Origin of the sequence: Martinezella rhizogenes (assembly GCF_027460065.1) — a bacterium.
GTDB classification, from domain to species: domain Bacteria; phylum Pseudomonadota; class Alphaproteobacteria; order Rhizobiales; family Rhizobiaceae; genus Agrobacterium; species Agrobacterium rhizogenes_C.
The window spans coordinates 235823-252509 of sequence record NZ_JAPYZZ010000001.1 but is presented as its reverse complement, the minus strand read 5'-3'; the positions used below and the strand labels follow the sequence as shown (position 1 = coordinate 252509).

20 protein-coding genes are annotated in these 16687 nt (G+C 59.4%); 8 read left to right on the top strand and 12 right to left on the bottom strand.

Annotation, left to right across the window (positions count from 1 at the left end; translation table 11 throughout):
* Positions 1 to 13: 13 nt before the first annotated feature.
* The 8 genes from flgH to flgB are packed head-to-tail and all read right to left on the bottom strand — an operon-like array spanning position 14 to position 4847.
* Positions 14 to 733 (bottom strand): flagellar basal body L-ring protein FlgH, encoded by a 720-nt coding sequence (flgH, locus tag O8B93_RS01210; RefSeq protein WP_080826151.1) that lies wholly within the window; start codon positions 731 to 733, stop codon positions 14 to 16.
* A complete protein-coding gene (locus O8B93_RS01205) occupies positions 730 to 1266 on the bottom strand; it encodes a MotE family protein (protein ID WP_269708017.1) in 537 nt (178 codons plus the stop codon). Before O8B93_RS01205 ends, flgH begins: the two co-directional genes overlap by 4 nt.
* A complete protein-coding gene (locus O8B93_RS01200) occupies positions 1263 to 2384 on the bottom strand; it encodes a flagellar basal body P-ring protein FlgI (protein ID WP_269708015.1) in 1122 nt (373 codons plus the stop codon). The genes O8B93_RS01205 and O8B93_RS01200 overlap by 4 nt, the downstream gene beginning before the upstream one ends.
* Positions 2381 to 2869 carry a flagellar basal body P-ring formation chaperone FlgA gene (gene flgA / locus O8B93_RS01195; protein ID WP_269708014.1) on the bottom strand — a complete coding sequence of 163 codons (489 nt, stop codon included), beginning with the start codon at positions 2867 to 2869 and terminating at the stop codon, positions 2381 to 2383. Before flgA ends, O8B93_RS01200 begins: the two co-directional genes overlap by 4 nt.
* A 20-nt stretch (positions 2870 to 2889) precedes the next feature.
* Positions 2890 to 3678 (bottom strand): flagellar basal-body rod protein FlgG, encoded by a 789-nt coding sequence (gene flgG / locus O8B93_RS01190; RefSeq protein ID WP_269708013.1) that lies wholly within the window; start codon positions 3676 to 3678, stop codon positions 2890 to 2892.
* Positions 3679 to 3696: 18 nt separating this feature from the next.
* On the bottom strand, positions 3697 to 4035 hold the full coding sequence (gene fliE, locus O8B93_RS01185; RefSeq protein ID WP_269708012.1) for a flagellar hook-basal body complex protein FliE: 339 nt from the start codon (positions 4033 to 4035) through the stop codon (positions 3697 to 3699).
* A complete protein-coding gene (gene flgC / locus O8B93_RS01180) occupies positions 4032 to 4451 on the bottom strand; it encodes a flagellar basal body rod protein FlgC (RefSeq protein WP_269708011.1) in 420 nt (139 codons plus the stop codon). The genes fliE and flgC overlap by 4 nt, the downstream gene beginning before the upstream one ends.
* Positions 4452 to 4454: 3 nt before the next feature.
* The gene (flgB, locus tag O8B93_RS01175; protein ID WP_269708010.1) at positions 4455 to 4847 is read right to left on the bottom strand and encodes a flagellar basal body rod protein FlgB; all 393 of its coding nucleotides are present in this window, start codon (positions 4845 to 4847) and stop codon (positions 4455 to 4457) included.
* Positions 4848 to 5153: 306 nt separating this feature from the next.
* Here flgB and O8B93_RS01170 point away from each other — a divergent pair, with 306 nt between their 5' ends.
* Complete coding sequence (locus O8B93_RS01170; RefSeq protein WP_269708009.1) at positions 5154 to 5804, top strand: LysE family translocator; 651 nt, start codon at positions 5154 to 5156, stop codon at positions 5802 to 5804.
* A gap of 176 nt (positions 5805 to 5980) precedes the next feature.
* Here the strand turns inward: O8B93_RS01170 and O8B93_RS01165 are convergent, their stop codons facing one another.
* From O8B93_RS01165 to O8B93_RS01150, 4 genes are read right to left on the bottom strand one after another with little or no spacing between them, the layout of a single operon-like run.
* Positions 5981 to 6505 carry a hypothetical protein gene (locus O8B93_RS01165; RefSeq protein ID WP_269708621.1) on the bottom strand — a complete coding sequence of 175 codons (525 nt, stop codon included), beginning with the start codon at positions 6503 to 6505 and terminating at the stop codon, positions 5981 to 5983.
* Positions 6506 to 6548: 43 nt separating this feature from the next.
* Positions 6549 to 7955, bottom strand: coding sequence for a flagellar protein export ATPase FliI (fliI, locus tag O8B93_RS01160; protein ID WP_269708008.1), 1407 nt, complete (start codon positions 7953 to 7955; stop codon positions 6549 to 6551).
* 11 nt (positions 7956 to 7966) lie between these two features.
* On the bottom strand, positions 7967 to 8701 hold the full coding sequence (gene flgF, locus O8B93_RS01155) for a flagellar basal-body rod protein FlgF (protein ID WP_269708006.1): 735 nt from the start codon (positions 8699 to 8701) through the stop codon (positions 7967 to 7969).
* A gap of 1 nt (position 8702) precedes the next feature.
* A complete protein-coding gene (locus O8B93_RS01150; RefSeq protein ID WP_269708005.1) occupies positions 8703 to 9482 on the bottom strand; it encodes a DUF1217 domain-containing protein in 780 nt (259 codons plus the stop codon).
* A gap of 186 nt (positions 9483 to 9668) precedes the next feature.
* Between O8B93_RS01150 and motA the strand changes: the two genes are divergently transcribed.
* The 7 genes from motA (at position 9669) to O8B93_RS01115 (ending at position 16431) form a co-directional block, all read left to right on the top strand.
* Positions 9669 to 10541, top strand: a complete 873-nt coding sequence (gene motA, locus O8B93_RS01145; protein WP_006313025.1) for a flagellar motor stator protein MotA — start codon at positions 9669 to 9671, stop codon at positions 10539 to 10541.
* The gene (locus O8B93_RS01140; protein WP_269708004.1) at positions 10538 to 11503 is read left to right on the top strand and encodes a FliM/FliN family flagellar motor switch protein; all 966 of its coding nucleotides are present in this window, start codon (positions 10538 to 10540) and stop codon (positions 11501 to 11503) included. The genes motA and O8B93_RS01140 overlap by 4 nt, the downstream gene beginning before the upstream one ends.
* Before the next feature lie 63 nt (positions 11504 to 11566).
* Entirely contained in the window at positions 11567 to 12106 is a 540-nt protein-coding gene (gene fliN, locus O8B93_RS01135; RefSeq protein ID WP_269708003.1) for a flagellar motor switch protein FliN, read from the top strand.
* A gap of 27 nt (positions 12107 to 12133) precedes the next feature.
* The gene (gene fliG / locus O8B93_RS01130) at positions 12134 to 13177 is read left to right on the top strand and encodes a flagellar motor switch protein FliG (RefSeq protein WP_269708002.1); all 1044 of its coding nucleotides are present in this window, start codon (positions 12134 to 12136) and stop codon (positions 13175 to 13177) included.
* 127 nt (positions 13178 to 13304) lie between these two features.
* Positions 13305 to 14387 carry a flagellar biosynthesis protein FlhB gene (gene flhB / locus O8B93_RS01125; protein WP_269708001.1) on the top strand — a complete coding sequence of 361 codons (1083 nt, stop codon included), beginning with the start codon at positions 13305 to 13307 and terminating at the stop codon, positions 14385 to 14387.
* Between the two features lie 5 nt (positions 14388 to 14392).
* Entirely contained in the window at positions 14393 to 14830 is a 438-nt protein-coding gene (locus O8B93_RS01120) for a hypothetical protein (protein ID WP_269708000.1), read from the top strand.
* A gap of 308 nt (positions 14831 to 15138) precedes the next feature.
* Positions 15139 to 16431, top strand: coding sequence for a flagellin N-terminal helical domain-containing protein (locus O8B93_RS01115; RefSeq protein ID WP_269707999.1), 1293 nt, complete (start codon positions 15139 to 15141; stop codon positions 16429 to 16431).
* Positions 16432 to 16687: the final 256 nt, after the last annotated feature.

Sequence of the window (16687 nt, the reverse complement as noted above, 5' to 3'; positions counted from 1 at the left end):
GTTCCCGTGTGCGTCAGAGCGGCGAGAACAGGTCGACGACCTGCTGCCCGACCGGGGGCTGTTGCACTTCCGTGAGGCGGCCACGACCGCCATAGGAGATGCGTGCTTCGGCGATGCGCTCGTATGAGATCATGTTCTGGGCATCGACATCCTGCGGCCGGACGATACCGCCGACGTTGAGGATGCGGATCTCGTGGTTCACACGCACTTCCTGCGAGCCGCTGATGATGAGGTTGCCGTTTTCCAGAATGCCGGTCACGACGGCGGCCACGAGCAGCGTCAGCTTTTCGGAGCGCTTGGTCTTGCCCTTGGCCTGGGTGTCGGTGTCGGAGCCGTATTTGATGCTGGAATCCGCATCCGGCGTCCAGCCCAGGATCTGGGCTTTGGCCTTCCAGTTCAGGCCGCTGGCATTGGTGCGGTTGCGCTCGGTTTCGTTGTCGAAATCGGCCTTGTCGTTGATCTGGATGTTGACGGTCAGGATGTCGCCGATGTTCAGCGCGCGCAGGTCCTTGAACAGCGCCCCCTGGCTGTCGCTCCACAGCGAATAGCCGCTGGCCATATGCTTCGGCTGCTTGGGATACATGCCCATCTGCGGTGTCTGGCTGAATTGCAGGCCGCTGCCGATCGGGCTCATCGCGGGGGCGTTGCCGATTTCCTTCAGGGTCTGGTTGTTCTGGCAGCCGGCCAGCAGAGCGAGCGGCAGGAGGAGGGCCGGAAGACGACGCGTGCTCATGAAGGATCCTTCGAAGTGTTTTTGTTCGTTGCCTGCGACATGATGCCGGCGACGAGAGCGGCTTTCTGGGCATCCATCTCGCTGAGAATGAGCCCCGACTGGCGCGGCGGCAGCTGCATGATGATGGCTGCCGCAATTTCCACATGCATCTTTTCGAGCTGGGGAGCTGCGGCATCCGCCTTCATCGTCTTGTAGATGTCGACGAGGTTGCTTTTGGCCTGATTGAGGAAATGCTCGCGGCGTGCCAGCCAGTCCTCATATTCCGCCTTGCGGTTTTCCAGCACGGAAATACGCTCATTGACGTCGGCCTGAAGCTTTTCAAGCTCCTGCTTCTGCATGAGGTAACGCTGGTCGCGGGCGGCATCGGCAATATTGGTGCAGAATTTCTGGATTTCGTCCTGCGTGCTGAGTTCCGATACCACGTTCTGCTGGCTCTCGGCGCCGGCAACAGGCAGCAGGAACAGCAGCGACGCGACGGCCGCGAAGCGGACGAGGCCATTCGAGATCGGATTTTTGGTCTGAGGTTCCATCATTGCAGCACGAGCTCCGCCTGAAGGGCGCCGGCAGATTTGATGCCTTGCAGGATGGCGATGATACCATCAGCCTTGAGCCCGATGCTGTTGAGACCGGCAACCAGCGTGCGAAGGTCCGGGCCTTCGACGATGGCGACCTTGCTGCCTTCCCGCATGGCCATGATGTCCGTCTGCGGCTGCACCGCCGTCTGGCCGCGCGAGAAGGGTTCGGGCTGGATGACCTGCGGCGATTCCGTTACCTGCACGGTCAGCGTTCCATAGCTGACGGCGACACGGGAAATGCGCACATCCGCACCGATGACAATCGTGCCGGTACGCTCGTTGATCACGACCTTGGCGGGCGTATCCGTCTCGACCGTCAGGTTTTCGATTTCCGCCATCAGCCGGGTGAGGTCTGCGACGCGGGGTTTCTGCACCGCAATTTCCTGCGAATCGCGCGGCTCGGCGATCGGGTCGCCATAACGGGCGCGGGCAAAAGCGTTGACGACATCAGCCACACGCACGGCCGTTGAAAAATCCGGGTTACGCAGCTGAAGCACCAGATTGACTGAATCCTTGAACTTCGATGGCAGTTCCCGCTCGATGATCGCGCCGTTCGGCACGCGCGCCGACGTGGTGACGCCCTGCGTCAGTGTCGCGGCATCGCCCTGGGCCGAGAAACCGTTGACGATCAGTGCCCCCTGCGCGACGGCGTAAATCTGCCCGTCCGCACCGGAAAGCGAAGTCATGATGAGGTTGCCGCCACGAAGCGAGGTGGCGTCGCCAAGCGAGCTGACGGTGACGTCGACGCGGCTGCCGGGGCTGGCGAAGGGCGGCAGATTGGCCGTCACCATCACGGCGGCGATGTTCTTGGCGTTGGACTGGCCGCCCTGCGTGGTGATGCCGAGGTTCTGCAGCATCGCGCGCATGGACTGTTCGGTGAAAGGCGAGGAGCGCAGGCTGTCGCCCGTGCCCTGCAGTCCCACGACGAGACCGTAGCCGATCAGCTGGTTGTCGCGTCCTGCCTGCAGGGACGCGATATCCTTGATACGGGACGTGTCGGCCTGGGCGGGCGGCGTCGAGAGGAAGGGCAGGGCCGAACAGACCAAAGCCGCGGCTATGATACGAAGCACTCTCATTTCGCCATCACCTGAATGGTTCCGTCCTTCATGACCGTGCCGCTGACCATCACGCCGGAATCGATATTGCGTACCCTGACGACCTCGCCGAGCGAGCCGTCGCTCATTGGCGTTCCGGAAGCCATTAGCGTCATGTTGCCGATGTGGAAAACGAGTTTGACGCTTGTACCGCGCACCACCAGAGACGGTTCGCGCAGCGCCGCAATGGGGATCGTGCGGCCGGGAAGCAGCGTCTGCTTGGAGATCATGCCTTCCACTTCGCTGATATCGCTTGCATAACCAGCGGAAATATTGGGGTTGGTCACTTCCACCGGCTTCACCTGCTCGGGTGAAATCGTCTCCCCCGGATAGATCGTGCGCACGGGAACCAGCGCCATCGGTGCCTGCGCAAGAGCGGGCGCCAGGGCGCCCAGTGAAAAGGCAGACGCGAGACACATACGGACGAACGCCGTTCTGCAGCTGCTATTGTTCCGGCCAAACCTCATGTTCGCCTGCCTTTCCGTTCTTACTTCAGGTTCTTGCTGACAATCGAAGCCATTTCGTCAGCGGTGGTGATGACTTTGGAATTCATCTCATAGGCGCGCTGCGCCGTGATGAGGTCGGTGATTTCCTTGACGGCATCGACGTTCGAGCCTTCGAGGTAGGATTGTTTGACGTAGCCATAGCTCGGATCATCAGGCACGCCGACAACGGCGGCGCCGGAGGCGGGCGTCTGTGCAAAGAGATTGTCGCCGAGCGGCTTCAGACCCGCTTCGTTGGCGAAGTTGGCGATGGTCAACTGGCCGAGCTGCGTGAAATCCGCAGCGTTGCCGATACGCGCAGTCACCTGACCCGTGCGGGTAATGGTGATGTCCTGCGCGTCGGTCGGGATATTGATGTTCGGAATGACATTGTAGCCATCGACGGTCACCAGATTGCCGTCGGCATTCTTGTTGAACGCGCCGGCGCGGCTGTAGAGCGTCGAACCGTCGGCGGCCTCGATCTGGAACCAGCCCTGACCGATGATCGCGACATCGAGCTTGTTGCCGGTTTCGATCAGGTTGCCCTGGGTGTGGATGTTGCGCACGGCGGATGTCTGCACACCGAGACCGATATTGGCGCCCTCAGGCACGATGGCCTGGTTGGCGCGGTTCGGCACGCCCTGCATGCGCTCGGTCTGGTAGAGAAGATCGGTGAACTCCGCACGCGCGCGCTTGTAGCCGGTGGTGTTGATGTTGGCGATGTTGTTGGCGATGACTTCCAGATTGGTCTGCTGGGCGTCCATACCGGTGGCAGCGATGGCAAGAGCTCTCATGTCAATATTCCTGCTGGGCTAGATCTGCATCTTGGTAATGTCGAGATAGGCCGACACGATCTTGTCGCGCAGCGCGATGGCGGTTTGCAGCGACTGTTCGGCCGAAAGCACGGCATCGACCACTTCGCGGGTATTCGCCTTGCCCTGAATGCCTTCGAAGGAGGCAACTTCCGCCTTCTTAAGATTGTTCATCGCATCCATCGATACGTTGCCGAGAACGCTGGCGAAGCTTTGACCCGTCTGCTGGGCGGGCGTCGTCTGCTGCTCGCCGCCGAAGAGGCTTTCCGTCAGCGAGGAGACGCCGCTTGCGCCGCGGGTGAGCGAGAGGGAACTGACTTGCTTGATACCGTCGATCATTGCGATGCCTTCAGAAGGTCGATTGTGGAGGCGACGAGGTCGCGTGTCTGGCGGATGACCTGAAGATTGGCGTCATAGCTGCGGTTTGCTTCGCGCATGTCGGCCATTTCGATCAGGACGTTGACGTTCGGCATCTTGACCATGCCATTGGTATCGGCGGCCGGATTGCCGGGGTCGTATTCGTGGACGAAATCGCCGCGGTCGACACCGAGCTTCTTCACCTTCACACGCTCGACGCCGCTGACGCGGTCCAGCTCGGAGCCAAAGGTGACGGTCTTGCGACGATAGGGATCGGCGCCGGGCGTATCGCCGGTCGATCGGGCGTTGGCGATGTTTTCGGAGACGATGCGCAATCGTGTGGACTGCACCTCCAGGCCGCTGCCGGCTATCTTGCTTGCCGCACTCAAGGGATCCATGGCTTACCTCTTAACCGTCATCAGCATCATGCGATGGAAGGATTTGACGAGACTGGCGTTCAGGTCGTACTGCCGCTTGATCTCGCCGGTCTTGGTCATTTCTTCCGCAAGCCCGACCGAATTGCCCGATTCCTGCATGCCGATCTCGTTGTTGACCGGGTTATCGCGCACCGCGATATGGTCGCTGAGGGTGCTTTCACCGAAGTGGGCAGGATTGGTCCTAGCCATGCCGACCTGCTGGCTGGTGGCCTGCATGACCGCTTCGAAGGGGCTGACGTCCTTGGCATGGAACTTGGGTGTGTTGGCGTTGGCGATGTTGGTCGCCACGACTTCCTGCCGCACGCTCAGCCATTCCGCTTGGCGGGATGCCAGATCGAACAGTTGAATCGGTTGCATAGACTTCTCCATCTCGTATGGCCCGAACCTACGGGGCTAATCTTGCGTCAGACTTGCGGAAAGGGCGGAAGGCGCTGGCCAATGACGGGAAGCGTCGTGGAAGAGGGCCTTGCGGAGAATAAAAGGGCAGGCATCCGCTGCGACGCGCCTTCGCCCTGAATGATCGCGTGCGAAAATTTGCTGTCACGCCGGACCGGATGTGATCCTGCAACTGCCCGGCCGGGGGGGCTTTCGGACGCGGGTTCCAGTCGCTTGAACCTAACCCAATCTTATCGCTATAGTAGTTGGAAACGGAGGAAGACAATCATGGATCTGGTAATTCCCAGTGCAGCCAATCTCAGCCTGTTTGTCAGTGCCACGCTGGTGCTGCTTCTCGTACCCGGCCCCGCGGTTCTTTACATTTTCGCGCGCTCGGTAGAGCAGGGCCGTTCCGCCGGTCTCGTATCGATCCTTGGCATCCATTCGGCGACGCTTGTTCACGTTGTCGCTGCCGCCGTGGGATTGTCGGCGCTCCTCGCCTCATCTGCGCTTGCCTTCAGCGTGGTGAAATATGCCGGCGCGGCCTATCTGATCTGGCTTGGCCTCAAGAAGCTCTTCGGCTCGTCGGACATTCCCGGCATCGAGGGCGGCCTCCCGACGCGCAGCCGCATGCGTATCTTCCGCGAGGGTTTCATCGTCAACCTCCTCAATCCGAAGACAGCCCTGTTCTTTCTGGCGTTCCTGCCGCAGTTCGTCGAGGTTGGCCGGGGCAATGTGGCGATGCAGATCGCTTTCCTTGGCATTCTCTACACTGTTATCGGTGTCTTGACGGATGGGACCTATGCGCTTGTGGCCGGCACGGCCGGCAGCTGGCTGAAGCGCAGCCCCGTTTATCTGAAAGCCGAACGCTGGGTCAGCGGTTTCGTTTATATCGGCCTCGGTGTGACAGCAGCTCTTGCCGGCAACCAGAGGAAATAAACCGAACGACTTACCCAAGAGCCGTCCCTGACGGCTGCGTTGGGCACGGCTCGGAGCGGCGTTGCCGCTAAAATGCCGCCGCGAAGAGGTCTTTGCGACGGTCACCGAGAGGTTTGCTGTGGGTTCTTGTTGTCACCGGGATGCGCAGCGCGGCCTTCCGCTCAAGGGCGGCCGGACTATTTTTCCGGATGATAGGTTTTTCCGGATGACGTCTCGATCAGCCATTCGCCGTTGCGTTGCTCGATCTTCGTCAGCAATGCATTGTCCGGCAGGGTCGAGCCGACACGCACCATATACATGCCCGAACCGTCCTCGATCAGGGCGCGGCCATTGGAGACATGCAGCAGACGGAAGGACGTCTGGCCGGGGAAGGGCTGGTCTTCGACCCCGGCGGCCAGATTGTTCTGTTTTTCCTTGCCGCCAGCGTTCACGGTCGCCGTCGTCAGCATGTCGGGCAGCTCCGCCGGTGGCGGGGTATCTTCTTTGTTGCGGTTGGTCATGGCCATGGGTGAGACGCTGAAGACTTCCCGCGGGCCGGTATGGGGCAGATCGCGGGTGCGATCGCCGCCCGCCACCTTCATGCCGAATTTCTCCTCGTTGAAGAAGACATACCAGGGGAAAAAGGCTGCTGCCGCGGCAAGCCCGATGCCCGTCCATGCGAGAATACGGTCGGGCGTAAAGAAAATCGGCTTCGGCAGCACGTCTTCGTCTTGGCTATTGTCGTTCCGCTTGTTGTTCACGGGGTCAGCCTCTCATTCTCGGATTGACCTGGGGCTGGCCATTCTGCGCTCCACCGCGCAAGGCGGTTGCCAGATCGGCATAGGCATCCTGTGCCGCCGGTTCGTCCGGCAGCTGTTTCAGCGTTTCATAGATGATCGGAACCTGCTTCACCGCCATGTCGAGATCGGGGTCGGTTCCGGGGCGGTAACCGCCGATGAGGCGAAGATCTCGCGTCTCCTCGAAGCGATGCACCAACGCCTTCAGGCGCGAGACCAGCTTTTCCTGATCCGGCGTCCACGCCTTCTTGGCAAGACGCGAGATCGAGGCGAGCGGATTGATCGGCGGATAACGACCCTCTTCGGCAAGGCTGCGGTCCAGCACGATATGGCCGTCGAGAATACCACGGGTCGAATCGGCAATCGGATCGTTGTGATTGTCGCCATCCACGAGGATTGAGACGATGGCGGTGATGGTGCCGGTGCCTTCCGCGCCCGGCCCTGCTCGTTCCAGCAACCGCGGCAGTTCGGTGAAGACCGAGGCGGGATAACCACGTGCGACGGGCGGTTCGCCCGAAGCGACCGCCACTTCGCGGATCGCATGGGCAAATCGCGTCACGCTGTCGATGATGAGAAGAACATTGTCGCCCTGATCGCGAAAATGTTCGGCGATCGTTACGGCGGAAAGCGGCGCCATCTTGCGCAGCATCGGGCTCTCGTCGCTCGTCGCGACGACGGCGACGGACTTGCTCATATTATCGCCCATCGTGTCTTCGATGAATTCACGCACTTCGCGGCCGCGTTCGCCGACAAGTGCGATCACCACCTTGTCGAAGGCATCGGCCTTGGCGAGCATCGACAGCAGCGTGGATTTGCCCACCCCCGAACCGGCGAAAATACCGAGACGCTGCCCGAGGCAAAGCGGCGAGAAGATATCGATAGCCCGGACGCCCGTCTTGAACGGCGTCTCCACCCTTTTACGGGTCATCGAGGGCGGCGCATTGTTGGAAATCGAACGGCGCACGATGCCGGAAGCAAGCGGCCCCTGGCCGTCAATCGGCTCGCCAAGCGCATTGATGGTGCGCCCGCACCAGCTATCGTCGGGCGAGACGCGGAAGGCGCCCTTGCGGATGACGGTGTCGTGGATGCCGATCGGCTCGCCTGGCTCGATGGGGCAGACATAGCAGATATCCGGCTCCACGCGCACGACTTCGCCGAGATGAATGCCGGTCGCGCTGCGATGGGCAACGAATTCGCCGAGCCTGACGTGCCGCGACAGGCCGGACACCGTGTAGTGCCCGGCGGCGATGGTGCGGACATGGCCGCCATGCGCCACCGAAAATTCCGGATCGGCATAGTGCCCGGCAAGGCTGGCAAGCTGGGCGAGCTTCGGTGAAATGGCCCAGCCTGAGAGCATGGATTCCGGCATTGTCATCCGTCAGTTCCTCAACGTGCGCCGCCGAGTGTCTTGATGCCCTCGCCGAAGGTCGATTCGGTATCGCGCATCATCGACGAAATGCTCTCAAAGGCGCGGTTGACCTGGATGAGCTGCGTCATCTGGGAAATGCCGTTGACGTTCGACTGTTCGAGATAACCCTGAACGACGCCGACCTCATGATTGTTGACGACCGGAACGGGCTGGGCCACGGGCTTCACGCCGCTATTGGGGTGACGCAGGAACCCTTGAGAAAAATCCGCCTGGAAGATGCCGAGCGAGGCGGCGATATTGTCGTTCTGCCTGATGGCGCCGTCGAGGCCGACGGTGATCGGGCCGCCATTCGGATTGAGCCTGATCGGGCCGCCGCCGGCGTCGAGGACAGGATAACCGCTGGACGAGATCAATGCGCCGTCCGGGCGCATGGTGAAACGGCCGTCGCGCGTCAGGATCTGGCCATCCGGCGTATCCAGCGCGAACCAGGCGTCGCCCTTGATGGCGAAATCGAAGGAATTGCCGGTCTGCTCGAAAGCGCCCTGGCGGGTGGAGAGATAGTCGTTGCCCTGCGACACGAAGGCCACCTTGGCGTTCATGCTGTTATGGTTCTTGGCGACCATTTCGTCGAATTTTACCTCGGAGCCGCGGAAGCCGACCGTGTTCACATTCGCCATATTGTCGGAAATGGTGGTGAGACGGCGCTCCAGCGCGATCTGCGAGGACAGGGCGACGTATAGTCCGGATTGCATATCATTTGCCTCCGAGTTTCAGGGAGTTGATGGAAATCAGCAGGTCGGGGGAAATGCCGTAGCCGCTGGAGGAGCCGAAAACGGCCAGTGGATCGTAGGTCGTCGAAGGATTTTGCATTTCCCACATGATGGTGAAACGCTCGAGCAACTTACCGACCTTTTCAGGATCCTGCAGATCCTTGATATTGATGCTCTTTTCGATGAGGGCGGCCTGCTTGTCGACATCAGCGGCAGCAAATGCGTCAGGCAGGTTGAAGGTTGTGCGGAACACCTCCGAAAGCGCGTCGTCGGCCAGAAAATCGAGGCCGGATTTGATTGTCGGCGCCTTGCGCTCGAAATAGAGGGCGAGCCGGACGCCGTTATTGTCATCGCCCGCTTCCTGTTCCAGCGTCTGGCGCGTGTATTTGTCGATGACACCGGATTTGGCCGCGTCGGTGGCGGTTGCCGCCGCACCCAGGCCCGCGAAATCCAGCGACTTTGCAAGCTCGGCATAACGATTGTCGGAGAGCTTGTTGGCGAAGGCGTTCTTGTCGCTCGCCCCTTCCGTCAGCACCTTGCGGATGAAGGCTTTTGCATAGGCCATGTCTTCCAGGCCGTGGGCTTTCAGCGCGTAATTGTAAAGACGTGTATCGGCCATGAAATCGTCGATGGATTTCACGTTGCCGATCTTTTCACGGTAATATTCGGTCTCGCGCGCCACGTCTGGCTGCTTCGAGACCCGCTCGAGCGACTTGCCGATATCCTGACTGATCAGTCTGTAGCTGGTATAGGTGGAAGTCACTGAACCGCCGCTCTCGTTTGATCCCGATTTTTGGGCGCACGTCCGCCCTTGTCGGCATAATGTCGCGGCTTGCTTGTGCGAAACTGGCTGAGGCGAGGTCGGTGCAGGAGGCATTGCGGACAGGTTCACGCAAGCCACATTTTCTAGACATGGCGCCATGGAACACTGTTCGGGCGTGGTCGATCAATGAATATTGTAATTGGACTTATAATCACCTTCGGCTGCATCATCGGCGGCTATATGGCGATGGGCGGTCATCTCAACGTGCTGGTTCAGCCGTTCGAATTGATGATCATCGGTGGCGCCGGCCTCGGCGGCTTCATCATGGCGAACCCGATGAAGGTCGTGAAGGATTCGGGCAAGGCGCTCGGCGAGGCCTTCAAGCATTCGGTTCCGAAGGAGCGCAACTATCTCGACGTGCTCGGCGTGCTGTATTCGCTGATGCGCGACCTGCGCACGAAATCGCGCAACGAGATCGAAGCCCATATCGACAATCCCGAGGAATCCTCGATCTTCCAGAGCGCGCCGTCGGTTCTGAAGAACAAGGAACTGACCTCGTTCATCTGTGATTATGTCCGCCTCATCATCATCGGCAATGCCCGCAGCCACGAAATCGAGGCGCTGATGGATGAGGAAATCGAGACCATCCTGCATGACAAGCTGAAGCCCTACCACGCGATCACCACCATGGGCGATTCCTTCCCCGCCATCGGTATCGTCGCGGCCGTTCTCGGCGTCATCAAGGCCATGGGCAAGATCAACGAATCGCCTGAGGTGCTCGGCGGCCTGATCGGCGCCGCACTCGTCGGCACCATGCTCGGCATCATCCTGTCCTATTCGATCTGCAACCCGCTCGCTTCGCAGGTCAAGATCGTCCGCACCAAGCAGCACCGCCTCTACATCATCGTCAAGCAGACGCTGATCGCCTACATGAACGGCTCGGTGCCGCAGGTCGCGCTCGAATATGGCCGCAAGACCATCTCCAACTATGAACGGCCGTCCATTGATGCCGTCGAGCAGGAGATGATGAATCCCGGCGGCGAAAACAAGGCGGCATGATCATGGCAAAAGCTGCAGCGCAAAAAGCCTCCGCCCCTACCATCGACACGGCCCTGCTCGCGAAACTCACGGGAGGGCTCACCGACCGCAAGACGATCGCCAGGATCGGTTCCGATATCGGCCATCTCTACAGCGAATTCCTGCCTGATATCTTTCACAGCGAGACCGGCATTGGGATCGACGTTGAATATATCGGGTCCGAAGCGGGGCTGATGACCGATCTCATCGCCAATGTCGGGCAGAATGTCTCGGTTGCCGATTGTTCGCTGCGCAACTGGTGCCCCAATTTCATGATGACGGTCGGCAATGGCTTCGTCATCGCTTTGATGGAGCGTATGCTCGGTGCGGCACCCGAGAGCATTGGCGACCCGGACGAACGCGGCCTGTCCCATATTGAGCTCGATCTCGCGGCGATGGTTCTCGGCCGTATCGCCGGTGTCCTGCGCTCCGGTGTCAATGCGCCGGGCGGCTTCGAGGCGACGATCGATCCGCCGTTCAATGCCAATGGAAAAAGCGCCTTCGACGAGATGATCGCCGGTCTTTACGGCGTGACCATCCGCATGAAGATCGATATCGGCAAGGTATCCTCGGAATTTTCTCTCATCGTGCCGCAGCGGCCGCTGCTCAAGACCTCCATCGTCGCCCCCAAGGCTTCAGCCCAGGCGCTGAAGAAGCAGGAGGAATGGATGGAGATGATCTCGCAGCAGGTGAAGAGATCGCAGGTCACGCTTGAGGCGCGCATCAAGCTCGAAACGCTGACGCTGCGGACGATTTCCAGGCTGGTGGCTGGCGATGTCATTCCGTTTCAGGATCTGAAGCAGGACGATATCGGCGTCGAGGTCAGCGCCAACGGTTCCAAGCTCTATAATTGCGAATTCGGCAAGTCAGGCGACCGCTACATGGTTCGGGTGAAGAACAATGTCAGCACGGACGACGAGATCTTACGACATTTGATGGGTTAAATCCTGCCCGGCCTTTGCGGCTCTGGGCAGGCTGACGCAAGTTTCAAAGGGAATAATCAGCGCATGGCTACGAAGAAAACACCTGTGACCGATGATGCGGCGTTGCCGTCGTTTGAAGACGGCGCCGACCTCGACCAGGCTATCGGCGATCTGCGTGGCGTCCTCAAGACGGATGCGGAAGGTTCGCTGTCCGATTTTGGCGACTTCGGCGATTTCGGAAGCACGGACGAGGCTTCGACAGACAACGACCTTTCCGCCTTCGGTGGCGGAGCGGCCGATTTTGCGATGGACGATTTCACTGCGGCCCCGCAGGTCGCGGGTGTGAAGGCACCGCTTGGCAGCGGCTTGTCCGAAAACATGGAAATGATCATGGACATCCCGATTGATGTCCAGATCGTTCTCGGCACCAGCAGAATGCTCGTTTCGGGGCTGATGAGCCTCGAAGAGGGTGCGACGATCGCGCTTGATCGCAAGATTGGCGAGCCGGTCGAAATCATGGTGAATGGCCGCCGTATTGCGCGCGGTGAAATAACGGTTCTGGAAGACGACGATACGCGCTTCGGCGTAAAATTGATTGAAGTACTGAGTACGAAGAAAGCCTGATCCCTGTGGGGACGGAGAGGAAAGACCATGATGGACTTCGAGGATTTCGGTAACCCCCTTGCGGGCAAGCCGTTGTCTCAGGCCGACAAGGCGGCCGCGGTGCTTCTTGCCATGGGCAAGGGCGTCGCCGGCAAGCTGCTGAAGTTTTTCACGCAGCACGAATTGCAGATGATCATTTCCTCGGCTCAGACGCTGCGTGTCATTCCTCCGGATGAACTTGCGCAGATCGTGGCGGAATTCGAAGACCTGTTCACCGAAGGAACGGGTCTGATGGACAATGCCAAGGCAATCGAAAGCATTCTCGAAGAAGGGTTGACGCCTGAAGAGGTCGACAGCCTTCTCGGTCGCCGCGCGGCCTTCCAGGCCTATGAAGCGTCGATCTGGGACCGTCTGCAGGAAGCCGAGCCGGAATTCGTCGGCAAGTTCCTGCTGCGCGAGCATCCGCAGACCATCGCTTATATTCTCTCCATGCTGCCTTCCTCCTTCGGCGCCAAGGTTCTCCTGACCATTCCGGAGGAACAGCGCGCGGATATCATGAACCGCACGGTGAACATGAAGGAAGTCAGCCCGACTGCCGCGCAGATCATCGAGAAGCGCGTGGTCAACCTCATCAACGAGATCGAGGCCGAGCGCAATGCCGGCGGTTCCACAAAGGTTGCCGATCTGATGAACGAACTGGACAAGCCGCAGGTCGACACGTTGCTGAGCTCGCTCGAAACGCTCAGCAAGGAAGCCGCCAACAAGGTCAAGCCGAAGATCTTCCTCTTCGACGACCTCATGTTCATGCCGCAGCGCAGTCGCGTCCTGCTGCTCAACGATGTTTCGGCGGATGTTCTGACCATGGCGCTGCGTGGCGCCACGGTGGAAATCAAGGAATGTGTGCTCTCCAGCATCAGCCCGCGCCAGCGTCGCATGATCGAATCGGACCTTGCGGTGCCGCAGGCCTCGCTCAACACCCGCGAAGTGGCAATCGCCCGCCGCGCGGTGGCGCAGGAAGCGATCCGCCTCGCCAATTCCGGCCAGATCCAGCTGAAGGAAGCTGCTTCGGACGAACAGTCGGCCGCCGCTTAAGCGGAAGCCGGTTGATAACCCGCCCCCAGGGCGGAGCCGGCCATTGCGATGGCCGGCCACGGACGCTAGTTTCGAAATGACGGCCTGCCGGGATCGGCGGGCCTTTTTTTGATTCCGGGGACGTGCCTTGGCAGACGATCAGGACAAGGACAGTAAAACAGAAGACCCCACGGAGAAAAAACTCCGTGATGCGGCCGAAAAGGGCAATCTTCCCTTTTCTCGCGAAGTGCCGATCTTTGCGTCGTCGCTCGCCTTTTATTGTTACCTGGTTTTTTTCCTGCCTGATGGTGCCGGCCGTCTCGGTGTCACCTTGAAGGACCTGTTTGGCCAGCCCGAACAGTGGAACCTCAGCACCCGGCCGGATGCCCTGGCGCTGCTCTATTTTCTCGGCACATCCGTCGCTTACCTGCTCATGCCGGCCATGATCATGTTCATCGTCTTCGGCCTTGCCTCATCTTTCTTGCAGAACCTGCCGTCGCCGGTGCTTGAACGGGTACGTCCGCAATGGTCGCGCATTTCACCGGCAAAGGGCTTCACCCGTATCTATAGCAAGCAGGGCTTTGTGGAATTCGCCAAATCGGTGTTCAAGATCATGATCGTTTCGATCATCATGTTCTTCGCGCTTCGCGGTGATTTCTACAGCCTCATCGATCTGATGTTTTCCGATCCGCAGGTGATTTTCGTGCGCGTGGTCGAAATCGTCAAAAAGATGATGGTCGTCATCCTGCTCTCGACCGCGCTGCTCGCCGCCGTGGACGTCTTGTGGACACGCCATCACTGGTTCAGCCAGCTGAAAATGACGAAGCATGAGGTGAAGGAAGAATACAAACAATCGCAGGGTGACCCGGTGGTCAAGTCCCGCCAGCGCTCGATTGCCCGTGACCGTGCCCGCCGCCGCATGATCAACAACGTGCCGCGCGCCACACTCGTCATCGCCAACCCGACACACTTTGCGGTAGCGCTGCGTTATGTGCGCGAAGAGGGAGACGCACCTGTCGTCGTCGCCAAGGGCCAGGACCTTATCGCATTGAAAATCCGCGAGATTGCGGAAGAAAACAATATCCCCGTTTTTGAGGACCCTCCGCTTGCACGCTCCATGTTTGCGCAAGTCTCGGTAGATAGTGTGATTCCACCAGTCTTTTACAAGGCTGTGGCGGAGCTCGTTCATCGGGTTTACGCCAGGACGTCATCGAAAATACGGGTTCAATAAAACCAATGAAAAAATCCGCCTATTCCGAACAGCGGGAAATGATCGTCGCAGAGGCGATCAACCCGATCGCCACCGAACTACGCTTGTTAGACCCGGCCGACCTGATTTCACTGCTCCGATTCGAGTGCTATGGCAGTATCGCCGATCTCGTTTCATCGGCGGCGGAGCTTTATTATCATCCCGGCACGATCAATTTCGGCGCCGGCGGCGAATACAAGCTCGAATGGGAAGGCGTGCCGGAGGTCGTCCTCGATCTGGAGTTGAAGCCGAAGGGCGCCACGGTCTATGCACGATTGATTCTCGCAGACAAGCATGCGGCGATCGAGATCAATCACGTCTCGTTTCAAAACCCTTCCGAAAACCCGGACGAAAATACCGAGTTTCTCCGCCACAGCCTGGCCGCCGCTCGATTCATAGCCACCCGTCAGGGCGAAGCGGCTTAACCGGATCAGCCGCCACCTATTTCCATCATGTCCGTTGCGCCCGTCGAAATCACCGGCGCAACGGCCTTTTTCCGGTGCTTTTTGATCTGGGCTTGCCTGAAGCCTGCCTGTTTATGCGAAACCCGGTCGCGAAAGTCAGGAACGCCTTGCAAATCAGTCGCGTTGTTTGTTACCTATCGCATTAACGATTTGTTAACGAACGGCAGGTCGCGGTGGCTGCTTCAAGCCATTGCCGATACGCATGATGCTCCTGCTCGTTATCGGCACCGCGCCGGATTTTTTCTGAAATTTTGAGTTGGGTGGACCCCATGACAAGCATTTTGACCAATGCGGCAGCGATGGCCGCGCTGCAAACCCTGCGTATGATCGACAAGAACCTCGAGACGACGCAGGCGCGCGTGTCATCAGGTTTTCGTGTCGAAACCGCCGCGGATAATGCGGCCTACTGGTCCATCGCAACAACGATGCGCTCCGATAACAATGCGCTTTCTGCCGTGCAGGATGCATTGGGCCTGGGCGCCGCCAAGGTGGACACCGCCTATGACGCCCTTGCAAGCACGATCGACGTCGTCAAGCAGATCAAGGCCAAGCTTGTCGCTGCCTATGGCGTGGGTGCTGATCGCGGTAAGATCCAGGATGAAATCAAGCAACTTCAGGAGCAGCTGAAAAGCATCTCCGAATCGGCTTCATTCTCCGGTGAGAACTGGCTGCAGGCCAGCATCAGCAACAATGGCACGCCGCCGGTCGCAGAATCGATCACGAAAAAGGTGGTCGCATCCTTCACCCGTACAGGCGCCGGTAATGTGGGCGTCACCACCGTCGACTATACGCTCGACGGCAGCACCGTGCTTTTTGACCTGAGTGGCGGAAAGCTTGGGATTCTCGATAAAGATGCTGTTTTCGTCAGCAAGACGGAGACGGAGGTCAAGCAGACCTCGACGACGGCCGGTAAAGAGTCGCAAACGGGTTATGTCGTTGAGAAGCTGAGCGACGCACAGATCGGCGCGCTGAATGCCACAACGCCGGATACGAATACGGATCCTAATCTCTACAGCAATGGTACGGATAATTATCTTCGCCTTGCGGAAAACGTCTGGGTCAAAGCCACGACGACAAACCCGTCGAGCGGCGGCACGACCGTTTCCCCTGCCTATCGCGACACCGGCAGCACCGACTGGTTTTATGATGTGAGCGCCGGTACGGCTTCTGCTGATCGTTCGCTCGGTTTTTCCGTATCCACCCTCAATCTCGGCAATCTCGATGTCGTCGCGGCAGCCATGGGCGGTTTTGCCGGCGGCGGCACGACCTATACCGACGCCGATGCCATCGACATGATGATGTCCTTCGTCGACAAGCAGCTTGAGGCGATGACCAGCACGGCCTCCAGCCTCGGTTCGCTGCAGAGCCGCATCAGCATGCAGGAAAACTTCGTTTCGAGCTTGATGGATGTGATCGACAAGGGTGTCGGCCGTCTCGTTGATGCTGACATGAACGAAGAATCGACCAGGCTGAAAGCACTGCAGACGCAGCAGCAGCTCGGCATCCAGGCGCTCTCCATCGCCAATGCCAACGCGCAAAATATCCTCCAGCTCTTCAAATAATGGGTTTCGCCCGGCGCGGGCGCGCGGATGAATGGCGCAGGCTGTCTGATCAGGCCCGCCTTCATCCTCGCACAAGTTTGAACACCTAACGTCGGGGCAGGATCGGGTGGATCGCATGGCGCGATCCGGCCGGGAATCATGGAAGAGACGGGCAGGGTAGCAAGGATGACGGTGGTGCCGCCAAACGGCTTAGAGCATTTCGAGGAAGAGTGGACCCCGATTTTCCGTCTGGAAATGCGGCTTTCTCGCCCTGTTG